We start from the raw sequence: 17,304 nt of genomic DNA, 5'->3' as shown, positions 1-17,304 counted from the left end.
ATATGATGAGTTTAAAAAACATGTTTGATAAGTCAAAAAAATTAAAACCTATAGGCATTCAAACTCCTGAGGAACAAAAAGAAAACGCTCCTAAGGAGGGCTCTGATCCTATTGATAAACCAAAAACCAGAACTATGTGGGGCGATGCGTGGGGACGTTTAAGCCGCAACAAGCTTGCTATTGCTTCCATAATTTGGATTATATTTATGATTTTAGTAGCCTTAACTGCTGATCTTTGGGTACCTCAAACACTGGGTAACCCAACCGAGATCGATTCTACTACAATGGCGCAGTGTTCAAGGCTTCCACCATCACTTGAGCATCCTTTTGGTACCGATACGCTCGGTCGTGACGTGTTGTGTCGTGTTATTTATGGCGCACGTATTTCACTTTCTGTTGGTGTGTTAGCTACCCTTATTTCCACCGTTATTGGTTTGGTCATGGGTTCATTCTCTGCCTACTATGGTGGAATATGGGATACGCTTATCATGCGCTTGGCCGATATTTTTCTTGCATTTCCCTACATTTTGTTTGTAATTGCCATGTTAGCGGTCATAGGTCCAGGTATTCAAAACGTATTTCTTGCTATTGGTGTACTTGGCTGGCCTTCGATTGCGCGCGTTTTTAGGTCGGCTATTCTCTCTGTTAAATCAGCCGATTTTGTTGATGCTGCCCGTTCAATGGGTGCATCTGACACTCGTATTATTATGCGTCATATTTTTCCAAACTCTGTTGCCTCAATCGTTGTGTACTCTACGATGAATATCGGTGGTGCAATTCTTACCGAGTCCGCTCTTTCCTATCTTGGTATGGGTGTTATTCCACCTGATCCTTCCTGGGGAATTATGATTCAAGATGGTCAAATTTATCTTGCAACACAACCTTGGCTTATGATTATGCCGGGTCTTGCAATTCTTACAACAGTTTTGTCCTTCACGCTTTTAGGTGACGGTCTGCGCGATGCGCTTGATGTAAAAATGAAGGATGCATAAGCCATGGGGTCGAAGAAAATGTTTGATGTATCAAAGCTGTTTGCTTTTAGAAAAAAGAAAGATGGTGCGTGGGTAGATCTTAAGAATCAACCTGTACCTGAAGGTGCACACCTTTTGGAAGTTGATAACTTAAAGATGTACTTCCATACCAAAGACGGTATCGTAAAGGCTGTTAATGGCGTTTCGTATACTCTTGACCGTGGAGAAACACTTGGTGTTGTAGGTGAATCTGGTTCGGGTAAATCGGTTACGTCTATGACAATAATGGGTCTTATCGATATGCCTCCAGGAAAAATCGAAGGTGGCGATGTTCGTTATCGTGGTCATTCATTGCTTAAAATGAGCGAACAAGAGATGGAACACATCCGTGGTAACGACATTGCCATGATTTTCCAAGATCCAATGACGTCTTTGAATCCTGTTTATACTATTGGTCACCAGCTGAGCGAAGGTTTACGCTTACATAAGGGTTATTCAAAAGAGGACGCTCTTAAACGCTCTATTGAACTCTTAAGCTTAGTAGGCATTCCAAATCCTGAGCAGCGCGTTAAAGAGTATCCGCATGAGTTTTCAGGTGGTATGCGTCAGCGTGTTATGATTGCTATGGCTCTTGCATGTGATCCAGATATTCTTATTGCTGACGAGCCTACAACCGCTTTGGACGTAACCATTCAGGCTCAAATTATTGAGCTTATGCAAAAGATGCAAAAGAAAAACGGTAACGCCATTATCATGATCACGCACGATTTAGGTGTTGTTGCTGACGTTGCCGATAAGATTATGGTTATGTACGCAGGTTCTCCTGTTGAGTTTGGAACAGCTGACGAGATATTCTACAATCCAATGCATCCGTATACCTGGGGTTTAACGCGCTCTATTCCAGATGCGGTTATGACCGAGAAAAAGCCATTGACGCCTATCGAAGGAAATCCTCCTTCGTTGGTTAATGTTCCTAAGGGATGTGCGTTTGCACCTCGTTGTCCGTATGCAACTGATTTATGCAAGCAGAAACGTCCAGAACTGTTTGTTACCGAAACTGGACATTATTCACGTTGTCATTATGCAAATGATCCCGAGTTTATTTTGGCGCATGCGCCCGAAAACTCAAGAACTAGGAAGGGAGGCCAAAAGTAATGAAAGAGCACATGCAAGGTAGTGACGCTCAAGAAAGCCCAACGCCTTTAACCTTAGCTGATATAGAGTCTAACGTAAGCTCAGAGCATAAGTTTACTGGTAAGCCTCTTTTACATGTTGAGCATTTGTCAAAATTATTCCCTGTAGCAAGCGGTGCTTTGTTTGGCAAGATGAAAAAACGCTATGTACACGCGGTAAACGATGTTTCGTTTGACATTTATCCTGGCGAGACCTTTGGACTGGTAGGCGAGAGTGGTTGTGGTAAGTCTACAACGGGTCGTTGTATCATGCGTTTAATTCAGCCTTCTTCTGGTGTTGTTGAATTTGAGGGTAAAGACATCGTTAAGATGAATAAAAAGGAATTAAAGCATATGCGTCGTAATATGCAGTATATATTCCAGGATCCTTATGCATCTTTAAACCCTCGTTTGACTATTGGAGAAATTGTTTCTGAGCCTTTGGTGATTCACAACGTTATGCCCGATCGCGAAGAACGTATAGATTATGTTCGTAAACTTTTGGATGTGGTGGGTCTTAATCCTGAGCATATTAACCGTTACCCACATGAGTTTTCAGGTGGTCAACGCCAGCGTGTTGGTATTGCGCGTGCGTTTGCATTAAAGCCAAAGCTTATTATCTGTGACGAGCCTGTTTCTGCTTTGGACGTTTCCATTCAAGCTCAGGTTCTCAATCTGTTGAGCGATCTGCAAAAAGAGTATAAAACCGCCTATCTGTTCATTGCACACGACTTATCGGTTGTTCAACACATTTCCGATCGTATTGCCGTTATGTATTTAGGTAACATGATGGAATTTTCAGATTGGAAAAGCTTATATGCCGAGCCCAATCATCCCTATACGCAGTCTTTGTTGAGTGCAGTTCCTATTCCTGATCCAGATATTCAGCATAATCGTAAGCGCATTATTTTGGCAGGAGATCCTCCTTCCCCAATTAATCCTCCTTCGGGTTGCCGTTTTCATACGCGCTGTCCTATTGCAAAAGATATCTGTGCCAAAGAGCCTATGCCTCAGCTGAAAGAAGTTGCACCGGGTCATTTTTGTGCATGTCATTTTGCAGAAACGAACCCTATTAAAGAGGACTCCATTAAGTTGTAAGTTTCTAAAGCGCACGTTTTTTATATGAGACGTGCGCTTTTATTGTATTGGTTCATCTGTTTCTTAGGCGCTCTCCTACATTTTAGAATCAACTATGTAAGTTTGACAAACTCAAATCCATTCGTTATAGTCGTTTCCTATTACAATTTAGGCGGGTAAAGGAGCGCGCATGTATCATACCAATATGATGACATGTTGTTGACGTTACGTATACTGTGGCGCATTTCATAATAGAAGTATTGTTTGCTGGTGCTAGTCATAGATAACATCTAGTTTGTGTTAAAAGCTTTTACACTAGAAACCTGCAAATACGTAATCACTTTATTATCTAAAATTACTTTTAAAAATAAAAAAATTAAATACAACCAATACGTAAGGGGAAATATTATGTCTACCATCTATAAGTCCATCCAAGAACTCGTAGGTCGCACTCCACTTCTTGAACTCACACATATCGAAAAAGAATACAATCTAGTGGCAAAAATCCTCGTGAAACTTGAATACTTAAACCCAGCAGGCTCTGTAAAAGACCGCATTGCCAAGCAGATGATTGAAGAAGCAGAAGCCGTAGGCACACTTAAACCAGGATCTGTAATTGTTGAGCCCACTTCTGGAAACACAGGGATTGGTCTTTCAATGATTGCGCAAACAAAGGGATACAAAAGTATTATTGTGATGCCAGAAAGCATGTCTATTGAACGCCGAAAACTCATGAAAGCATACGGTTCTGAGCTTGTGCTTACTCCTGCTGCAGATGGAATGAAGGGTGCAATTGCCAAAGCGAAGGAAATCGTTGAAAGTACTCCAAACGCATGGACTCCAGGGCAATTTACCAATCAAGCAAATGTACATGCGCATTACAACACAACCGGTCCAGAAATTTGGCAGGATACTGACGGAAACGTTGATATGCTCATTGCTGGTGTTGGAACTGGAGGTACAATTACGGGTACCGGCACCTATTTAAAGGAGCAAAATCCGCAGCTTGAAATAATTGCAGTAGAACCAGCTGATTCTCCTGTTCTCTCAGGTGGTAAGCCAGGAGCTCACAAGATTCAAGGAATTGGCGCGGGATTTGTGCCAGAAGTACTTAATCAAAACATTTATGATCGTATTTCTCAGGTAACCAATGAAGATGCAATCGAAACTGGCAAACTTATATGCAAAAAGGAAGGCATTCTTGTGGGTATTTCTTCTGGAGCTGCAGCTTGGACAGCAATTCAAGAAGCCAAAAGAGAAGAAAACATCGGCAAAGCCATTGTTACGATACTGCCAGATTCAGGAGATCGATACTTGTCTACTGCATTATTTGAAGGCTAACTGCATTGAGGAACGCTGCTATAAAGCCGCAAGTTTTGATCAGCTCATACATGCAGACACTATATGCAGACACTACATAATAATTGAAACGAGAAAATAAAAAAGGAAATACTGAAAGCAAAGAAAATACTGGAGATTAATGTATGAATAAGCATCTTGACCTTACCAACCAACTCAACTCAATTCATGATCCTGACATAAGACAAGCTACATTCATACCTAATTACCAAAATGTTATTGCGCTTATAGATGCAACTTGGGTTGCTTTGTTTCCCGAGTTGCATGTGTGCAATGATGATACCGTGCTGCTTAATAGCAACAAACATGAAGCATATAACGCAACAAATAGCTCGCTAAATACTATAACAAACAGCGCACTATATAACATGGAAAGTATTTTGTTGCACGAGCTTACAATCTATACAACTGACAAAGAGAAAATTCATGAAACTTGCAGCCGTTATCTGCAGCAACTTCCAAATATTAAAAAACTTCTTCTTACCGATATCACATCTATGTATGAAGGAGATCCAGCTTGCGCAAGCAAAATAGAAGTCGCACTTGCGTACCCAGGTTTTTACGCTTTGCTTATTCATCGTACAGCTCACACACTCTATGGGCTTAACGTGCCGCTCATACCTAGGCTTATGAGCGAATACGCCCATCAAAAAACAGGAATTGATATTCATCCAGGAGCAAAAATTGGCGCATATTTTTGCATTGATCACGGAACTGGCATTGTTATCGGCGAAACAACCGTAATCGGCGAACACGTTAAGCTTTACCAAGGTGTCACACTTGGTGCAAAAAGCTTTTCGCTGGACGAACGGGGAAATCCTGTAAAAGGTGGAAAACGACACCCGAATATTGGTGATAACGTAGTAATTTACGCGAACGCTACGATTTTAGGTGGACAAACTACAATCGGTAGTGGAAGCGTAATTGCAGCAAATGCATGGATCAACCGCAGTATTCCTGCAAACACAACCTATCACTTTCCTAAAGCCTAATACACGCTTAACATACTAGGGTTGATTATACAAGTAAGTAGAACACTTGAGGTTACACGAGTTAGTAGCACGTTTTTTATCAATTTATCTAAATTGTTTGATTTAGTAATAAAACGTTTTACATTTTCTCAGTGCAATTTTAGGATTTCTGGAAGTTCTCATAACTTTTGGAGCTAACCGATACCTGTGTTTTACTTAGTGTTCGACTTAAGTCTGAAATTAAGACGCCTTAGATGTTTTGCATGATTTGTGGTATTGAGCGTTATTTCAAAAAAAATTTGAATTGACACTTGCATTACATAGTCAGAGCATGGTAGTATACATTTCGCGCAACAAGCGTCGGAGTGGCGGAATTGGCAGACGCGCTAGCTTGAGGTGCTAGTGACTGACTAAAAGGTCGTGCGGGTTCAAGTCCCGCCTCCGACACCATTTTTGAATGATAGGACTCGAAAGAGTCCTTTTTTCTTAAAGAGCGTATTTCTATTGCTTATGTTACAAATAACTTGCTTCATGCGCCTCAAGCCTCAAAGCAAGTTATGCTTTCATACGTCCTATGGAGGCTCTATGCAAGATGTAGATATATCACATACGCAGGATTCCTATAAGGAGCTTCAAGATAAGCTTAAAACCTCTCAGAAGCGCGCTCGTGGGCTGCTTGATATCGTGTTAGATACGCTTGATGCAAAAGATATTGACACACTTTGCTCGCGCGTGCTTAAGCTTCTTACGCAAACCATGGATGCTACGGCAACGCTTTGTTACATTCATACCCATGATGGTTTTTATCTTCGAGGTACTCAGAGCAATACCGATCTTTCAGGTATTCCTCATCATTTTCCCGACAAGGTAGCTTGTAGGCAAGATTGCTTGTGCTTTAACCCACATGAGCTATCAACGCAATGCTTTACGGTTGTATCGCCTGATGAGGCAGCTGTTGAGCCTTTAACACATAAGCATAATGCTTTACCCACAACAAATGCTTATTCACAAGATACTCCACCTGATGTTGTATTTTTACGTGATGACAAAACGGGGGATATAACGCGCTTAAAAGCCTGTAATGTTCCGCCCTTTAGTTCATTTGTAAGCGTTCCTGTTTGGTATGGTGAGCGCGTGATTGCGCTTTTGCTTGTTGGATATAGTATTGTGCATACGTTTGATAAGAGTGATCTTGATTATCTTAATGGGATTGCGCGCTATTTATCGATACAGTTGATTGGCGCGATAACCGCAGCTCAGGCACAGCGTGAAAATCGCCTGATTGCAACTTCAAGCAAGCTTCGCGAGTCTATGCTGCATACGCAGGAATTGGGCTTATCGCACGTTTGGAAATATGCAAATCTTGCAGCCAAAGCAATTGATGCAAAGTTGGTATTTGTCTGTGATGCAAAAAGCTACTGCTCTTTGTATGCTCATAGCGAAAAACACCAGGGTGAACCTACGTTATTTTCTGGTGCTTGTAAGACGTGTAAAACGTCTTTGCCTGCGGCAGAATTTTTTGCGCAAAGTCCTCACTATCCTGCTTTTAGTTTTGATTGCCCGTGTTTCTCGGCTGCGCTTGGTATTCCCAAGCATGTGAGTATAAGCACGTTTTGCGCTCAAGATAGCCTGGGAGCTGTGCTTAAAGATCAAGCTATTGTAGGCACTGGTGCCTTGGTTGATTTTGGGCTTTTGGGTTCAAGTCGTTGTATGTGCATTTTTGTTCGTGACGAAACTAGTACGCGCCTTGATTCTGCCGATCTTAACTTTTTATCCCGTTTAGCTCATGATATTCACGATACTACTACCAACGACCAACGTCATGCGCGCGATCAACATATAGCTCAAGCTTTACAAACTGGTATGACCAATGAGTTGCAGCAGGTAGAAGGTATTACTGCGCAGGGAATTTATTCGTCGGCAACACAGACGGCTACCATCGGAGGAGATTTTTACGATCTGATTAGGCTGCCAAAGTGTCGCGCATGCGTTATTATGGGCGACGTTTCGGGAAAAGGTGTTGAAGCGGCAAGTGTGTCGGCTGCGGTTAAAACGGCTTTGCGCGCCTATGCGTGGCAAGGTCTTATGCCTGCAGTGCAAGTGCGATTGCTTAATAGGTTTCTTTTGAGTTTTTCTCGCGTTGAAACTTTTGCAACATTGTTTATAGGCATTATCGATTTGCAAAAAGGCGTTATTACCTATTGTTCGGCTGGTCATCCTCCTGCAATGCTTATACGAGCTTCTACGGGTACTATTGAGCAACTTAATGTTCAGTCGGGTGCTGTGGGTGCTTTTAGCGAAATGAGCTATACAGATGGCACTACAGAGCTTTTTGAGGGCGATATTCTTGTTCTCTATACTGACGGTACAACTGAGGCACGCGCACAAGACGGGAGTTTTTTTGGTGAGGACGGCTTAATGGACGCATTGCTGCGTGAGCGAAGCCAGGGTATTCAAGGACTGCCGCAGCGCTTGCTTGATCGTCTTGATGCATTTACATCTCAGCATCTTCAAGATGATGTGGCAATTGTTGGCTTAAGATTTGATGATGTACATGTAAAAGTGTGTCGCGATTGTTTGCTAGACTAAATGGCGTTTGCAATAAAATTTGTATGCGTGGCTGTCTTTGTATATTGTCAGCATTTAAGGGAATAAAAACCATATGAATGCAATTCCAAACATAGTAGTTATTCCGCTTAAAGGCGATTTAGATGTGACCACGGTAGCATCTGCATCGGCGCTGATAGATTCATTTTTGTATTGCGAATATCCGCGTATGATTTTGAATCTTGCTGACGTATCCTTTATTGATTCGTCGGGTATGGGGCTGTTGTGGAGCACGATGAGGCGTATACGCGCACATCAAGGAATTATTTCTATGATCAATGTGCAGCCTCAGGTGTTAGCAATTTTGCGTCGTGCGCGCATGCTTGATTTTATTCCCTTAAGAAATAGCGATGCCTTTTGTCAAAAGGACATGTTTCAACCGCATACTTTGCCTTTGTGGCAGCGTGTAATTCAAATAGATCCCAAGCATTTATGCACAACGCGCGGACGCGTTCAAGAAGAATTGAGCCAGCTTGCGTTTAGTTCGGACGAACTTTTTGACCTTATGCTTGCAATAGGGGAGGCTATGGGTAATGCTGTTGACCATACAGATGGTTCTTGTTCGCTGGTGAGAATTAGCGCATATTCAGACCGCGCGATTGTGGATATAACCGATTGTGGTGAAGGCTATGAGATTACATGTGTAGAAGATCTTCCCAAAGTTGATGAGGGAGCTATGCGTGGTCGCGGCATTCATTTGATGAGCCTTTTGGTGGATGGTTTATCTATAGGTAAACGTTTGGGGCACAGCGGTACACGTGTTCATATTGTGAAGTTCATATCAGCGGCGCGCGCTTAAATTAAATGGCATCACTTGATGAATTTAGATATATGCGCAGATAAATAGGGTATATGTACGATTTTATGGGCGGAGCACGCTTGTGTTGGTCAAAAAAATTACGATCAATTTGAAAATGAGTCTTGCATTCTTGTTCGCTCTTGCGTATATTATCTATTGCGTTCGCGGGCTTAGCGCAGTTGGTAGCGCGCAACCTTGCCAAGGTTGAGGTCGCGGGTTCGAACCCCGTAGCCCGCTCCATTGATTTTAATGACCGATTTTATCGGTCTTTTTTATATCTGATGTATGTGGGATGCATGCATCAATCGGCGAGATGGCCAAGTGGTAAGGCAGAGGCCTGCAAAGCCTTTATCCCCGGTTCGAATCCGGGTCTCGCCTCCATTGAATAACCGCAGGTAGAGCGTCCAAACGGCGCTCTTTTTTGTACGATTTTAGAGCAAAGTGCGTGCAGTATTTTGCAACAATTTATTCGTCTACCAACAAACAATTTACCTTTTTAAGTTCATCGTGCCATTCTTGTCGCAGAGGTGTATCAGTTATAACTTGATCTATTTCATCAAATCCTGCAAGACGATTATACGATGTATGATCGAATTTAGAATGATCTGCAACGTAATAAGCCTTAGTGGCATGTTTTAAAGCTTTTTTTCTTATGAGTGTCCAACGTTCTGACGAATCTGTTATCCCGTCTGGTAGTGAAACAAACCTGCTTGAAAAAAAGACTTTATCAACAAAATAGTTTTCCATAGTTTGAACGGCAATATTCCCATAGAATGACATTTCTGAGGTTGAATATATACCACCGATACTAACAAGCTTGATGTTAGAACAATTAGACAACAAATTAATGATCGGTAAATTATTTGTAAGCACAGTTAAATGCATATCCTGTATTTCTTTTGCAATGTAAAAACAAGTTGTTGAGTTATCTAAAAACAAAGTGTCTCCAGACACAACCAAAGCTTTAGAATGCTGAGCGATTCTTTCTTTGGCCTCAACACAGACGTCCATACGAATATTAACGTCAATAAGGTTTTCTACGCCGTTTGAGATATAGGCACCACCATATGATCTTTTAATAGAAGCGTCTTCGGCAGATAATGCTTTTAAATCTGTACGTATCGTTTCTGTTGTAACATTAAACACCTTAGACAGCCCGTTAACTGTCACACTCTTTTTTTCGTATAGCAGCTCTCTAATTTTTTCTTTTCTCAACGAGCTAATCATATTGTGTGCCTTTCTTATAAGGTGAACTCATATGTCAAAATTAGCATATTTCTATACCAAATGATAATGAATCTTTGTATCTATTGGTATTAGATTGATTACTCGCGTCTAAATTTATACCACTCACCGTAAAACAAAGAGAAACAAAGAAAAACAAAATATAATATGAATAAGAGATGTTCGTGTAAAAGAAGCGGGGTTACTATGGAAGTTAATAGAAGTAGCACTCTTTTTTTAGAGCGCGAAATGATTTTTCCTAAGCTAGAGTTTGATTCAAGAACTGAAGTATTGCAGTATATGGCACATCAGTTCACTAAGCTTGATTTAGCTAAGGAATCGTATGCAGCAGCGCTTATTGAGCGTGAGGCACATTTTCCTACAGGTATTTCTGCATGTGCCTTTGATATCGCTATTCCACACTGCGCAAGCGAGAATGTAAATCGGACTTCCATGGCTGTTGCTACATTAACACATTCTGTTGACTGGCATGCGATGGATGACCCAAACAAGATTTTACAACCAACTGTTGTGTTTATGCTTGCGATAAAAGATCCCGATAAACAAATTGAGACACTTCAAAAAATCATGGCGATTATTCAGAATTCTCAGCTTTTACAAGATATAAGTGTAGCTGTAACACGTGACGAAATTTTTAGTAAGTTAGACCCTATTTTGAACGTTTAATTATTGGAATTTATCACCAAGGATAGGAGAAGAAATGGTTGATAAAGTAAGAGTTTTATCCGTTTGTGGATCGGGCGTTGTAACTTCGCATATGGTTGCAAACAAAATTGTCGACTTGTTATCCGAGCGCGGTTATGACGTTGATACAGATGAGTGCAATCCTTCTGAGCTTGAGGGCTATCTTATGAGAGGTCAATACAATTTTATTGCGTATTCAAGTCCAATTGGTCCGCACGGTGATGTTCCAGCATTTTCTGCCATGGGTCTTATTACTGGTATGGGTGACGATGAGTTTGTAGAGGAAGCCATTGCATGTTTAGAAGAGCAGGATAAATAAACAGTTTCTGTAGAGGAGGCGTCAATGGACGTATTTTTAAATGCGCTTAATTTGTTTTTTAAGACATTTCAGGCTGCAGTTTTTGTTCCAGTTATTATTTTTGTTATCGCAATAGTTATGGGTGTTAACAAAAAGAAAGCATTTGTTTCTGCATTATCTGCTGGTGTGGGACTTGAAGGATTTTCCCTTGTTATCGGAACGTATAGTCCTATTCTGGCACCTGTTGTAGACAATATGATACATAGCATGGGCATCAATTTACCTGTTGTCGACTTAGGATGGCAAACTACATCTATAGTTGCTTACTCGTATCAAGTTGGCATGATCTATATATCCGTGGCAATTATTATGCAAGTTGTCTTGTATTTAATTAAATACACAACAGTTTTCCAAGCTGGTGACTTGTGGAATAACTATTCCTATTTTGTTTGGGGTGCTTGCCTATTTGTTTTAACGGGAGATTTTTGGCTCTCTATGGCTTGCATGATTGTTGCTCAGCTTATTACGCTTTTGTGTACCGAGATTATCGCGAAGCGCTGGTCTACATATTACGGATATCCTAATTGTACAATTGCTTCATTACATACCGCTACGGTTGGTATTCTTGCAGTACCCATTAATATTTTGCTTGATAAGCTTGGTTTATATAAGATAAAAGCAGATCCTCAAACTCTGAGAAAAAAACTTGGTTTTATTGGTGAACCAATGACGCTTGGTTTGTTCTTAGGTCTGCTCATAGGTTTAATTGGTGATTTTAATAAACTTTCGGAGCTTAAAACTTGGGGAGAAATTACCACGTGTGCTATTGCAACTGCAGCTGTTATGTCTGTTTTCCCTAAGGTATCAGGTATTTTTGCCGGGTCTTTCTCTGCTATAACAGACGCTTCTAAGAAAAAGATGAAAGCTGCTGGTGTTGCAAACAGAGAGTGGTATTTAGCTGTTAATGATGCTACAGGATACGGTGAGGCAGCTACTTTAATTACCGGTATTCTTCTTATGCCTGCTACGCTTATTATCTCATTTATCTTACCTGGAAACTTAACACTACCTATGCTTGATTTGGTTGGTATTCCCTATATTATTCAGCCTTTTGTAGCCTGTTCAAACGGTAATATCTTAAAGTCATTTATTGGTGGCTTAGTCTTTATGATTATAGATCTCTATTGCTGTTCCATCACGGGTTCTGCTTTTACTCAAGTTGCTGTTGCCACAGGTATTGATTTGGGTAGCTATGGAATGATTACGTCTTTGGTTATATTGGGTCAGCCTATTGGTGCGCTTGTATTTATGGCTTTCCTTTCCAGGAATTTTGTATTAATTGGTGCTGTTGTATTAATTTACATTGTTGCCTATATCTTTGTGCACAAACATATGGATGCAATACATCGTTTCATCGAGAATTCTGCATTAAATCATGTGGCTACTTGTAATGAGAATTTATAAATTTATGTAAGAAAAGGAAGTTTTGGTATTATGTCTCAATTTAGTAATGAATTAAAAGCCTGCATTCGTGAAGCTGGAGTGCAATTACTCAAAAGCCATTTAACGGTGTCAACTTGGGGTAATATCAGTATTTGTGATAGAGAAGCAGGTTTAATCTATATTAGCCCTTCGGGAATGGATTATTGCTCTCTAACTATAAATGATATTGTTGTTATGGACATGAAGGACAATGTTGTTGAAGGGATAAGACGCCCATCTATAGAACATGAGCTTCATCGCGAAATGTATCTTGCGCGGCCCGAAATTAACGCAATTATTCATACGCATCCTATTTATTCGACAGTCTTCTCTACCATGGGTGAAGGTATTCCTGTAAATATTCACGATGAGGCTGCTCAAGCTTTAGGTGATAATGTTGTTTGTGCTGAGTATCAGTTACCAGGAACGCCAGATTTGGCACATGCTGCTGTTAAGGCAATTGGCAAGAAGAGTAGCGCATGTCTTTTAAGAAATCATGGTGCTGTTTGTGTTGGTAAAGATCTTCCTACTGCATTTAAGGTGGCAACAGTTCTTGAAATGGTGTCTGAAATTTATTATCGTATACGTGCAACTGGAGGAACATATGTGCCTTTATCGGACGAAAATATACGTTTAACACAAAATGAAGTTCTAAAAAGGTATGGCCAGTATTAATAAGTCAATTTAGGTAAGGATATATATGGAAGCGATGACTTTGCAATCTGTGACAAGTCCAAAAGATTTTAGATTTGCTGTCTATTTTGATTGTTTTGCACAGCATCGCTTCCAATCTTTATTTGTTGGAGTGGCAGCCGTTGCGTCTTACGTTTTGCTTTCTCTTCATTTTTTGGGTTTTCTTGCTTTATCCAATATCATTTTGCTTTGTTGCGCAGCCGTAGGGGCTTCTATTCCTCTTATGATTTTTTCTTGTGAGCAGCAATGCTTTAATTATGCACATTCTGAGCGTCCACAAATTACCAGAATTGTTAAATTTGATGATAGATGCATTCGGCTCAGTTGTGCCGATCATCGTGGTTACGAAAAAATAGAGTGGCGTCTTGTGTTATCAGCGTTTGAATTAAAGAAGTACTTTATCATTTATATTGATAAAGGCAAGTTTGTACTATTTAATAAAACAGGTTTGAACGATAACGATCGAGCTCTACTACAAGGGTTTTTACGAAATAATTTAGGTAAATCGTTTCGCAATAGATGCAGCTAACATGTGTTTCGAGACTCTGTAATTGCTTTATATGTATATAAAACTAATACTCAACCTGTCGGTAATTCCGACAGGTTGAGGTGTGAGGCAAATTATTACTTTTTCTAGAATCAAAATGAAATAAAATATATATCCATGTACTAAAATCTAACGATGTGTTTTGTCATACAAAAGAAGCTCCAAAGCTTAAGTCAAGAAAAACAAAGAAAGCAGAGGAGCTTAAATAATGAAGATGCTGGGGAGTTCGCTCCTCAGCGTCTTATCTACAGTATAAAGGGGTGATTGCCATGGAGCAATACATTTACATGATTATCACAAGTGCTATAGGGTATATTATTGCTCATTATATTGTTAAGGCGCTTGATAATATAAGAAAGAAGAAATAATAACGCTAACTAAAGCATAAAACGCGCAAAAGCTAACCGTAAAATGCACAATATAAAACAGATCGTTTCTTTACCGATGATATAGACATTTACCTCTCCTAAAAATAATTCTGGACGATAGGGGAATCATGATTTCTTTTGACCAAGCCAAGAAAAATGCACAAGATAGTGTGAGCAATTTTCAAGAATTTGATTTGTGCGTAGAACACGATAATGCTTTCGTTTTTTACAGTGGTAGCGATTGTAAAGACGAAGAGCCTGTTATCGGTGGTTATACCTCGCCTCTTATTGTTTGGAAGAAGGATGGGTCTATCGATTTTAGTTTTGCAGCTGCGATGTTTGATGATACGCTAGGCACCGAATTAAAAGAGACGAAGCTTTAACCTTTAATCCTTTGGGACCATTTAGCCGATAATCCGTTTTAAGATTTAGGAGATAATCATGGTTGATTACGAACAAGCTTTATCTATTGCAAAAGACCTTTTAGGGAAAGTTGATAAATGTTGTGAATATAAAGACTATTATGTGTTTTCCTATCATACTCCCGTAGTTGAGGAGTCAGGCGCGAATGTTGTTGCAATAGAGAAAAAGACAGGTACAGGTTATTGTTTTATTGCAGTAATTACAAAACTTGGGAAAATGCTTCGCGAAAGCAAGGTACGCTAAGAGTAGTCGTTCCTAGAGGTTGAAAAATTGCAAGACGAATTAGCCGACGTGAAAAAAGAGCGAGATGAATACAAAGAGCTTTACACGCGCAACAAGGATGAAGGGATTTAAGTCGTGCAATTTTGATGCGACGGGGACATCATTCTCTAATGATGAGATATACAAAGCAATCAACAGCCAAGCGATGAAGAAGCGCATAAATAGGGTTTCATTTATCGACCGCAATGGAGATTACCATGTAATAAAAATAAGGGGCGCAACCGCTCCAGGACAGAATCCCGAGGTGTTTGCGCCCCACTAAAGCTAGTGTACCACAATTTAATTTGGTAATCAAAGAGCCTGCATAGGCTCTTTTTTTATACATCCGCACGGATAGAAAGGACGCATCATGGCTAAAGATGATGTACTGCAAGTACAGGACGTTGAAGTAGAAGACGCGCACGCAGAAGCTGCAGAAACCGACTGGAAAGCGCAAGCGCGCAAATGGGAAAAGCGCGCCAAAGAAAACAGCGCAGCAGCAGACGAGCTCGCTAAGCTCAAGGTGTCGCAAATGACAGAGCTCGAACGTGCTCAAGCGCGCGCAAGCAAAGCAGAAAAGGCGCTCAAAACACTTCAAGAGAAAGCGGAGCATGAAAAGCTTAAAGAGCAAATCGCCCAAGAGCTTAAGGTACCCGCAAACCTTATTTCAGGCAGTGACGAAGAAGGCATGAGAGCCTGGGCAAAGAGCCTTGCAGAGTTCGCAAAGCCGCACGTAGGAGCGACAGTTCCCAAGAACTCGCAGTTTGCACACGCAGACACTAAGCAAGACGACCGCGTAAAGCTTGCAAAACAAGTATTCAATTAATTATGACCTAGGAGGTACACGCATATGCCAAACAGTGATACCACCGTTAGCACAAGCATCTCAACAGAAGGGAGCCAACAAATGGCAGACGTACTCGATTCTAAACACATTCAACTTCCACGCTCAATCGCAGATGATATCGTGAGCAAAACGCGCGATTCTAGCGTGATTCAAACTCTTTCCGCAGCGCGTCCGGTGATTTTCCAGGACACCACTAATGTGCTTTTCAATAAAGAGCCTGAGGCGGAGTTTGTGGACGAAGGACAGGCTCACAAGTCCATGGACGTAGAGTTTAAGGCCGTTCAAGGCGTTGTGCGCAAGGCACATGTAATTACCAGTCAAAATGACACTGCTCCAAAACTGCGGTGCTGATTATCTCGAAAAGATTAAAGTTTGATTCCCAGTCAAAATGACACTGCTCCAAAACAAGTAACCGTTTGCAGTTGCACCCACTCTGGTTTGATTCCCAGTCAAAATGACACTGCTCCAAAACCTATGTTATATATAACAGGCTTATTTGCGGTTTGATTCCCAGTCAAAATGACACTGCTCCAAAACTTTTCAGCTCCGTCAACATTTTCATATTTGGTTTGATTCCCAGTCAAAATGACACTGCTCCAAAACAACGTACAAAGCAGCTAACAATAACGGAAGGTTTGATTCCCAGTCAAAATGACACTGCTCCAAAACTATTCAATGTAGCAAAGCGCACCCGCGTCTGTTTGATTCCCAGTCAAAATGACACTGCTCCAAAACAGAAATGAAGTCCTGCACGTTGAGCTTAAAGTTTGATTCCCAGTCAAAATGACACTGCTCCAAAACCCTATTGTCTTTGGTTGTACGCGCTGCGTAGTTTGATTCCCAGTCAAAATGACACTGCTCCAAAACCAAGCGAGGACTTGCCACGCAAAACTCAATGTTTGATTCCCAGTCAAAATGACACTGCTCCAAAACTGTATGGGATACCTTGAGCTTAAAGAGCGAGTTTGATTCCCAGTCAAAATGACACTGCTCCAAAACTCTACTACCTAGATAAACAATATCAGTTGAGTTTGATTACCAGTCAAAATGACACTGCTCCAAAACCTCTTGCTCAAGGCTATAGGCTCTTGTGGAAGTTTGATTACCAGTCAAAATGACACTGCTTCAAAACCGCTAATAGGCTCTTGCCCTAGCTTCTTCTGTTTGATTACCAGTCAAAATGACACTGCTCCAAAACAGACAAGGCGTGAGGCGGTCGCGTATGAGGTTTGATTACCAGTCAAAATGACACTGCTCCAAAACAGAACTAACACTTATTACACGTGGTTTAAGTTTGATTACCAGTCAAAATGACACTGCTCCAAAACGACGAAGCGCAAGAAGTCACGGCAGAGCAGTTTGATTACCAGTCAAAATGACACTGCTCCAAAACCTCCCTTCGTTTTGGCGTATTGTTTTTTCAGTTTGATTACCAGTCAAAATGACACTGCTCCAAAACAGACAAGGCGTGAGGCGGTCGCGTATGAGGTTTGATTACCA

At 40.9% G+C, this 17,304-nt stretch carries 16 protein-coding genes, 3 tRNA genes and 1 CRISPR repeat array; of the genes, 18 read left to right on the top strand and 1 reads right to left on the bottom strand.

The window, feature by feature from the left end; genetic code table 11:
* The first annotated feature begins 2 nt into the window (after positions 1-2).
* From AC1DBT_RS02885 to AC1DBT_RS02840, 10 genes are all read left to right on the top strand, one after another.
* Positions 3-992, top strand: a complete 990-nt coding sequence (locus AC1DBT_RS02885) for an ABC transporter permease (RefSeq protein WP_480018500.1) — start codon at positions 3-5, stop codon at positions 990-992.
* A gap of 3 nt (positions 993-995) precedes the next feature.
* On the top strand, positions 996-2,126 hold the full coding sequence (locus tag AC1DBT_RS02880; protein WP_276769899.1) for an ABC transporter ATP-binding protein: 1,131 nt from the start codon (positions 996-998) through the stop codon (positions 2,124-2,126).
* The gene (locus AC1DBT_RS02875) at positions 2,126-3,241 is read left to right on the top strand and encodes an ABC transporter ATP-binding protein (RefSeq protein ID WP_480018499.1); all 1,116 of its coding nucleotides are present in this window, start codon (positions 2,126-2,128) and stop codon (positions 3,239-3,241) included. Before AC1DBT_RS02880 ends, AC1DBT_RS02875 begins: the two co-directional genes overlap by 1 nt.
* 387 nt (positions 3,242-3,628) lie before the next feature.
* Positions 3,629-4,561, top strand: coding sequence for a cysteine synthase A (cysK, locus tag AC1DBT_RS02870; protein WP_480018498.1), 933 nt, complete (start codon positions 3,629-3,631; stop codon positions 4,559-4,561).
* 143 nt (positions 4,562-4,704) lie between these two features.
* Positions 4,705-5,571 carry a serine O-acetyltransferase EpsC gene (epsC, locus tag AC1DBT_RS02865; RefSeq protein WP_480018497.1) on the top strand — a complete coding sequence of 289 codons (867 nt, stop codon included), beginning with the start codon at positions 4,705-4,707 and terminating at the stop codon, positions 5,569-5,571.
* Positions 5,572-5,909: 338 nt separating this feature from the next.
* Positions 5,910-6,000, top strand: a tRNA-Leu gene (locus AC1DBT_RS02860).
* A 135-nt stretch (positions 6,001-6,135) separates the two neighbouring features.
* Positions 6,136-8,139: a GAF domain-containing SpoIIE family protein phosphatase gene (locus AC1DBT_RS02855; RefSeq protein WP_480018496.1), complete on the top strand. Its 2,004-nt coding sequence runs from the start codon at positions 6,136-6,138 to the stop codon at positions 8,137-8,139.
* Positions 8,140-8,212: 73 nt separating this feature from the next.
* The gene (locus AC1DBT_RS02850; RefSeq protein ID WP_276777284.1) at positions 8,213-8,956 is read left to right on the top strand and encodes an anti-sigma factor antagonist; all 744 of its coding nucleotides are present in this window, start codon (positions 8,213-8,215) and stop codon (positions 8,954-8,956) included.
* 164 nt (positions 8,957-9,120) lie between these two features.
* A tRNA-Gly gene (locus AC1DBT_RS02845) sits at positions 9,121-9,196 on the top strand.
* Between the two features lie 67 nt (positions 9,197-9,263).
* Positions 9,264-9,337 (top strand) — tRNA-Cys (locus AC1DBT_RS02840).
* A gap of 84 nt (positions 9,338-9,421) precedes the next feature.
* Here AC1DBT_RS02840 and AC1DBT_RS02835 read toward each other — a convergent pair.
* The gene (locus AC1DBT_RS02835) at positions 9,422-10,183 is read right to left on the bottom strand and encodes a DeoR/GlpR family DNA-binding transcription regulator (protein WP_061102961.1); all 762 of its coding nucleotides are present in this window, start codon (positions 10,181-10,183) and stop codon (positions 9,422-9,424) included.
* Positions 10,184-10,387: 204 nt separating this feature from the next.
* Here AC1DBT_RS02835 and AC1DBT_RS02830 point away from each other — a divergent pair, with 204 nt between their 5' ends.
* The 8 genes from AC1DBT_RS02830 to AC1DBT_RS02795 all read left to right on the top strand — a co-directional run bounded on the left by AC1DBT_RS02830 (position 10,388) and on the right by AC1DBT_RS02795 (position 15,783).
* Positions 10,388-10,867: a PTS sugar transporter subunit IIA gene (locus tag AC1DBT_RS02830; protein ID WP_480018495.1), complete on the top strand. Its 480-nt coding sequence runs from the start codon at positions 10,388-10,390 to the stop codon at positions 10,865-10,867.
* Positions 10,868-10,901: 34 nt separating this feature from the next.
* The gene (locus AC1DBT_RS02825) at positions 10,902-11,204 is read left to right on the top strand and encodes a PTS sugar transporter subunit IIB (RefSeq protein ID WP_480018494.1); all 303 of its coding nucleotides are present in this window, start codon (positions 10,902-10,904) and stop codon (positions 11,202-11,204) included.
* Between the two features lie 24 nt (positions 11,205-11,228).
* The gene (locus AC1DBT_RS02820; RefSeq protein WP_048597150.1) at positions 11,229-12,647 is read left to right on the top strand and encodes a PTS transporter subunit IIC; all 1,419 of its coding nucleotides are present in this window, start codon (positions 11,229-11,231) and stop codon (positions 12,645-12,647) included.
* Positions 12,648-12,677: 30 nt separating this feature from the next.
* Positions 12,678-13,340, top strand: coding sequence for a class II aldolase/adducin family protein (locus AC1DBT_RS02815; RefSeq protein ID WP_480018493.1), 663 nt, complete (start codon positions 12,678-12,680; stop codon positions 13,338-13,340).
* A gap of 25 nt (positions 13,341-13,365) precedes the next feature.
* Positions 13,366-13,887 carry a YcxB family protein gene (locus tag AC1DBT_RS02810; RefSeq protein WP_480018492.1) on the top strand — a complete coding sequence of 174 codons (522 nt, stop codon included), beginning with the start codon at positions 13,366-13,368 and terminating at the stop codon, positions 13,885-13,887.
* A gap of 514 nt (positions 13,888-14,401) precedes the next feature.
* A complete protein-coding gene (locus AC1DBT_RS02805; protein WP_480018491.1) occupies positions 14,402-14,656 on the top strand; it encodes a hypothetical protein in 255 nt (84 codons plus the stop codon).
* A 58-nt stretch (positions 14,657-14,714) separates the two neighbouring features.
* Positions 14,715-14,939, top strand: a complete 225-nt coding sequence (locus AC1DBT_RS02800; protein ID WP_276776750.1) for a hypothetical protein — start codon at positions 14,715-14,717, stop codon at positions 14,937-14,939.
* Positions 14,940-15,327: 388 nt separating this feature from the next.
* Complete coding sequence (locus AC1DBT_RS02795; protein WP_480018490.1) at positions 15,328-15,783, top strand: hypothetical protein; 456 nt, start codon at positions 15,328-15,330, stop codon at positions 15,781-15,783.
* Between the two features lie 325 nt (positions 15,784-16,108).
* Positions 16,109-17,263: a CRISPR direct-repeat array (repeat unit 36 nt; unit sequence GTTTGATTCCCAGTCAAAATGACACTGCTCCAAAAC).
* Positions 17,264-17,304 lie beyond the last annotated feature (41 nt).

This window comes from Fannyhessea sp. C0108B2 (genome assembly GCF_056583915.1).
The sequence above is the reverse complement of the archived record's forward strand: the minus strand, read 5'-3'. Positions and strand labels throughout refer to the sequence as shown.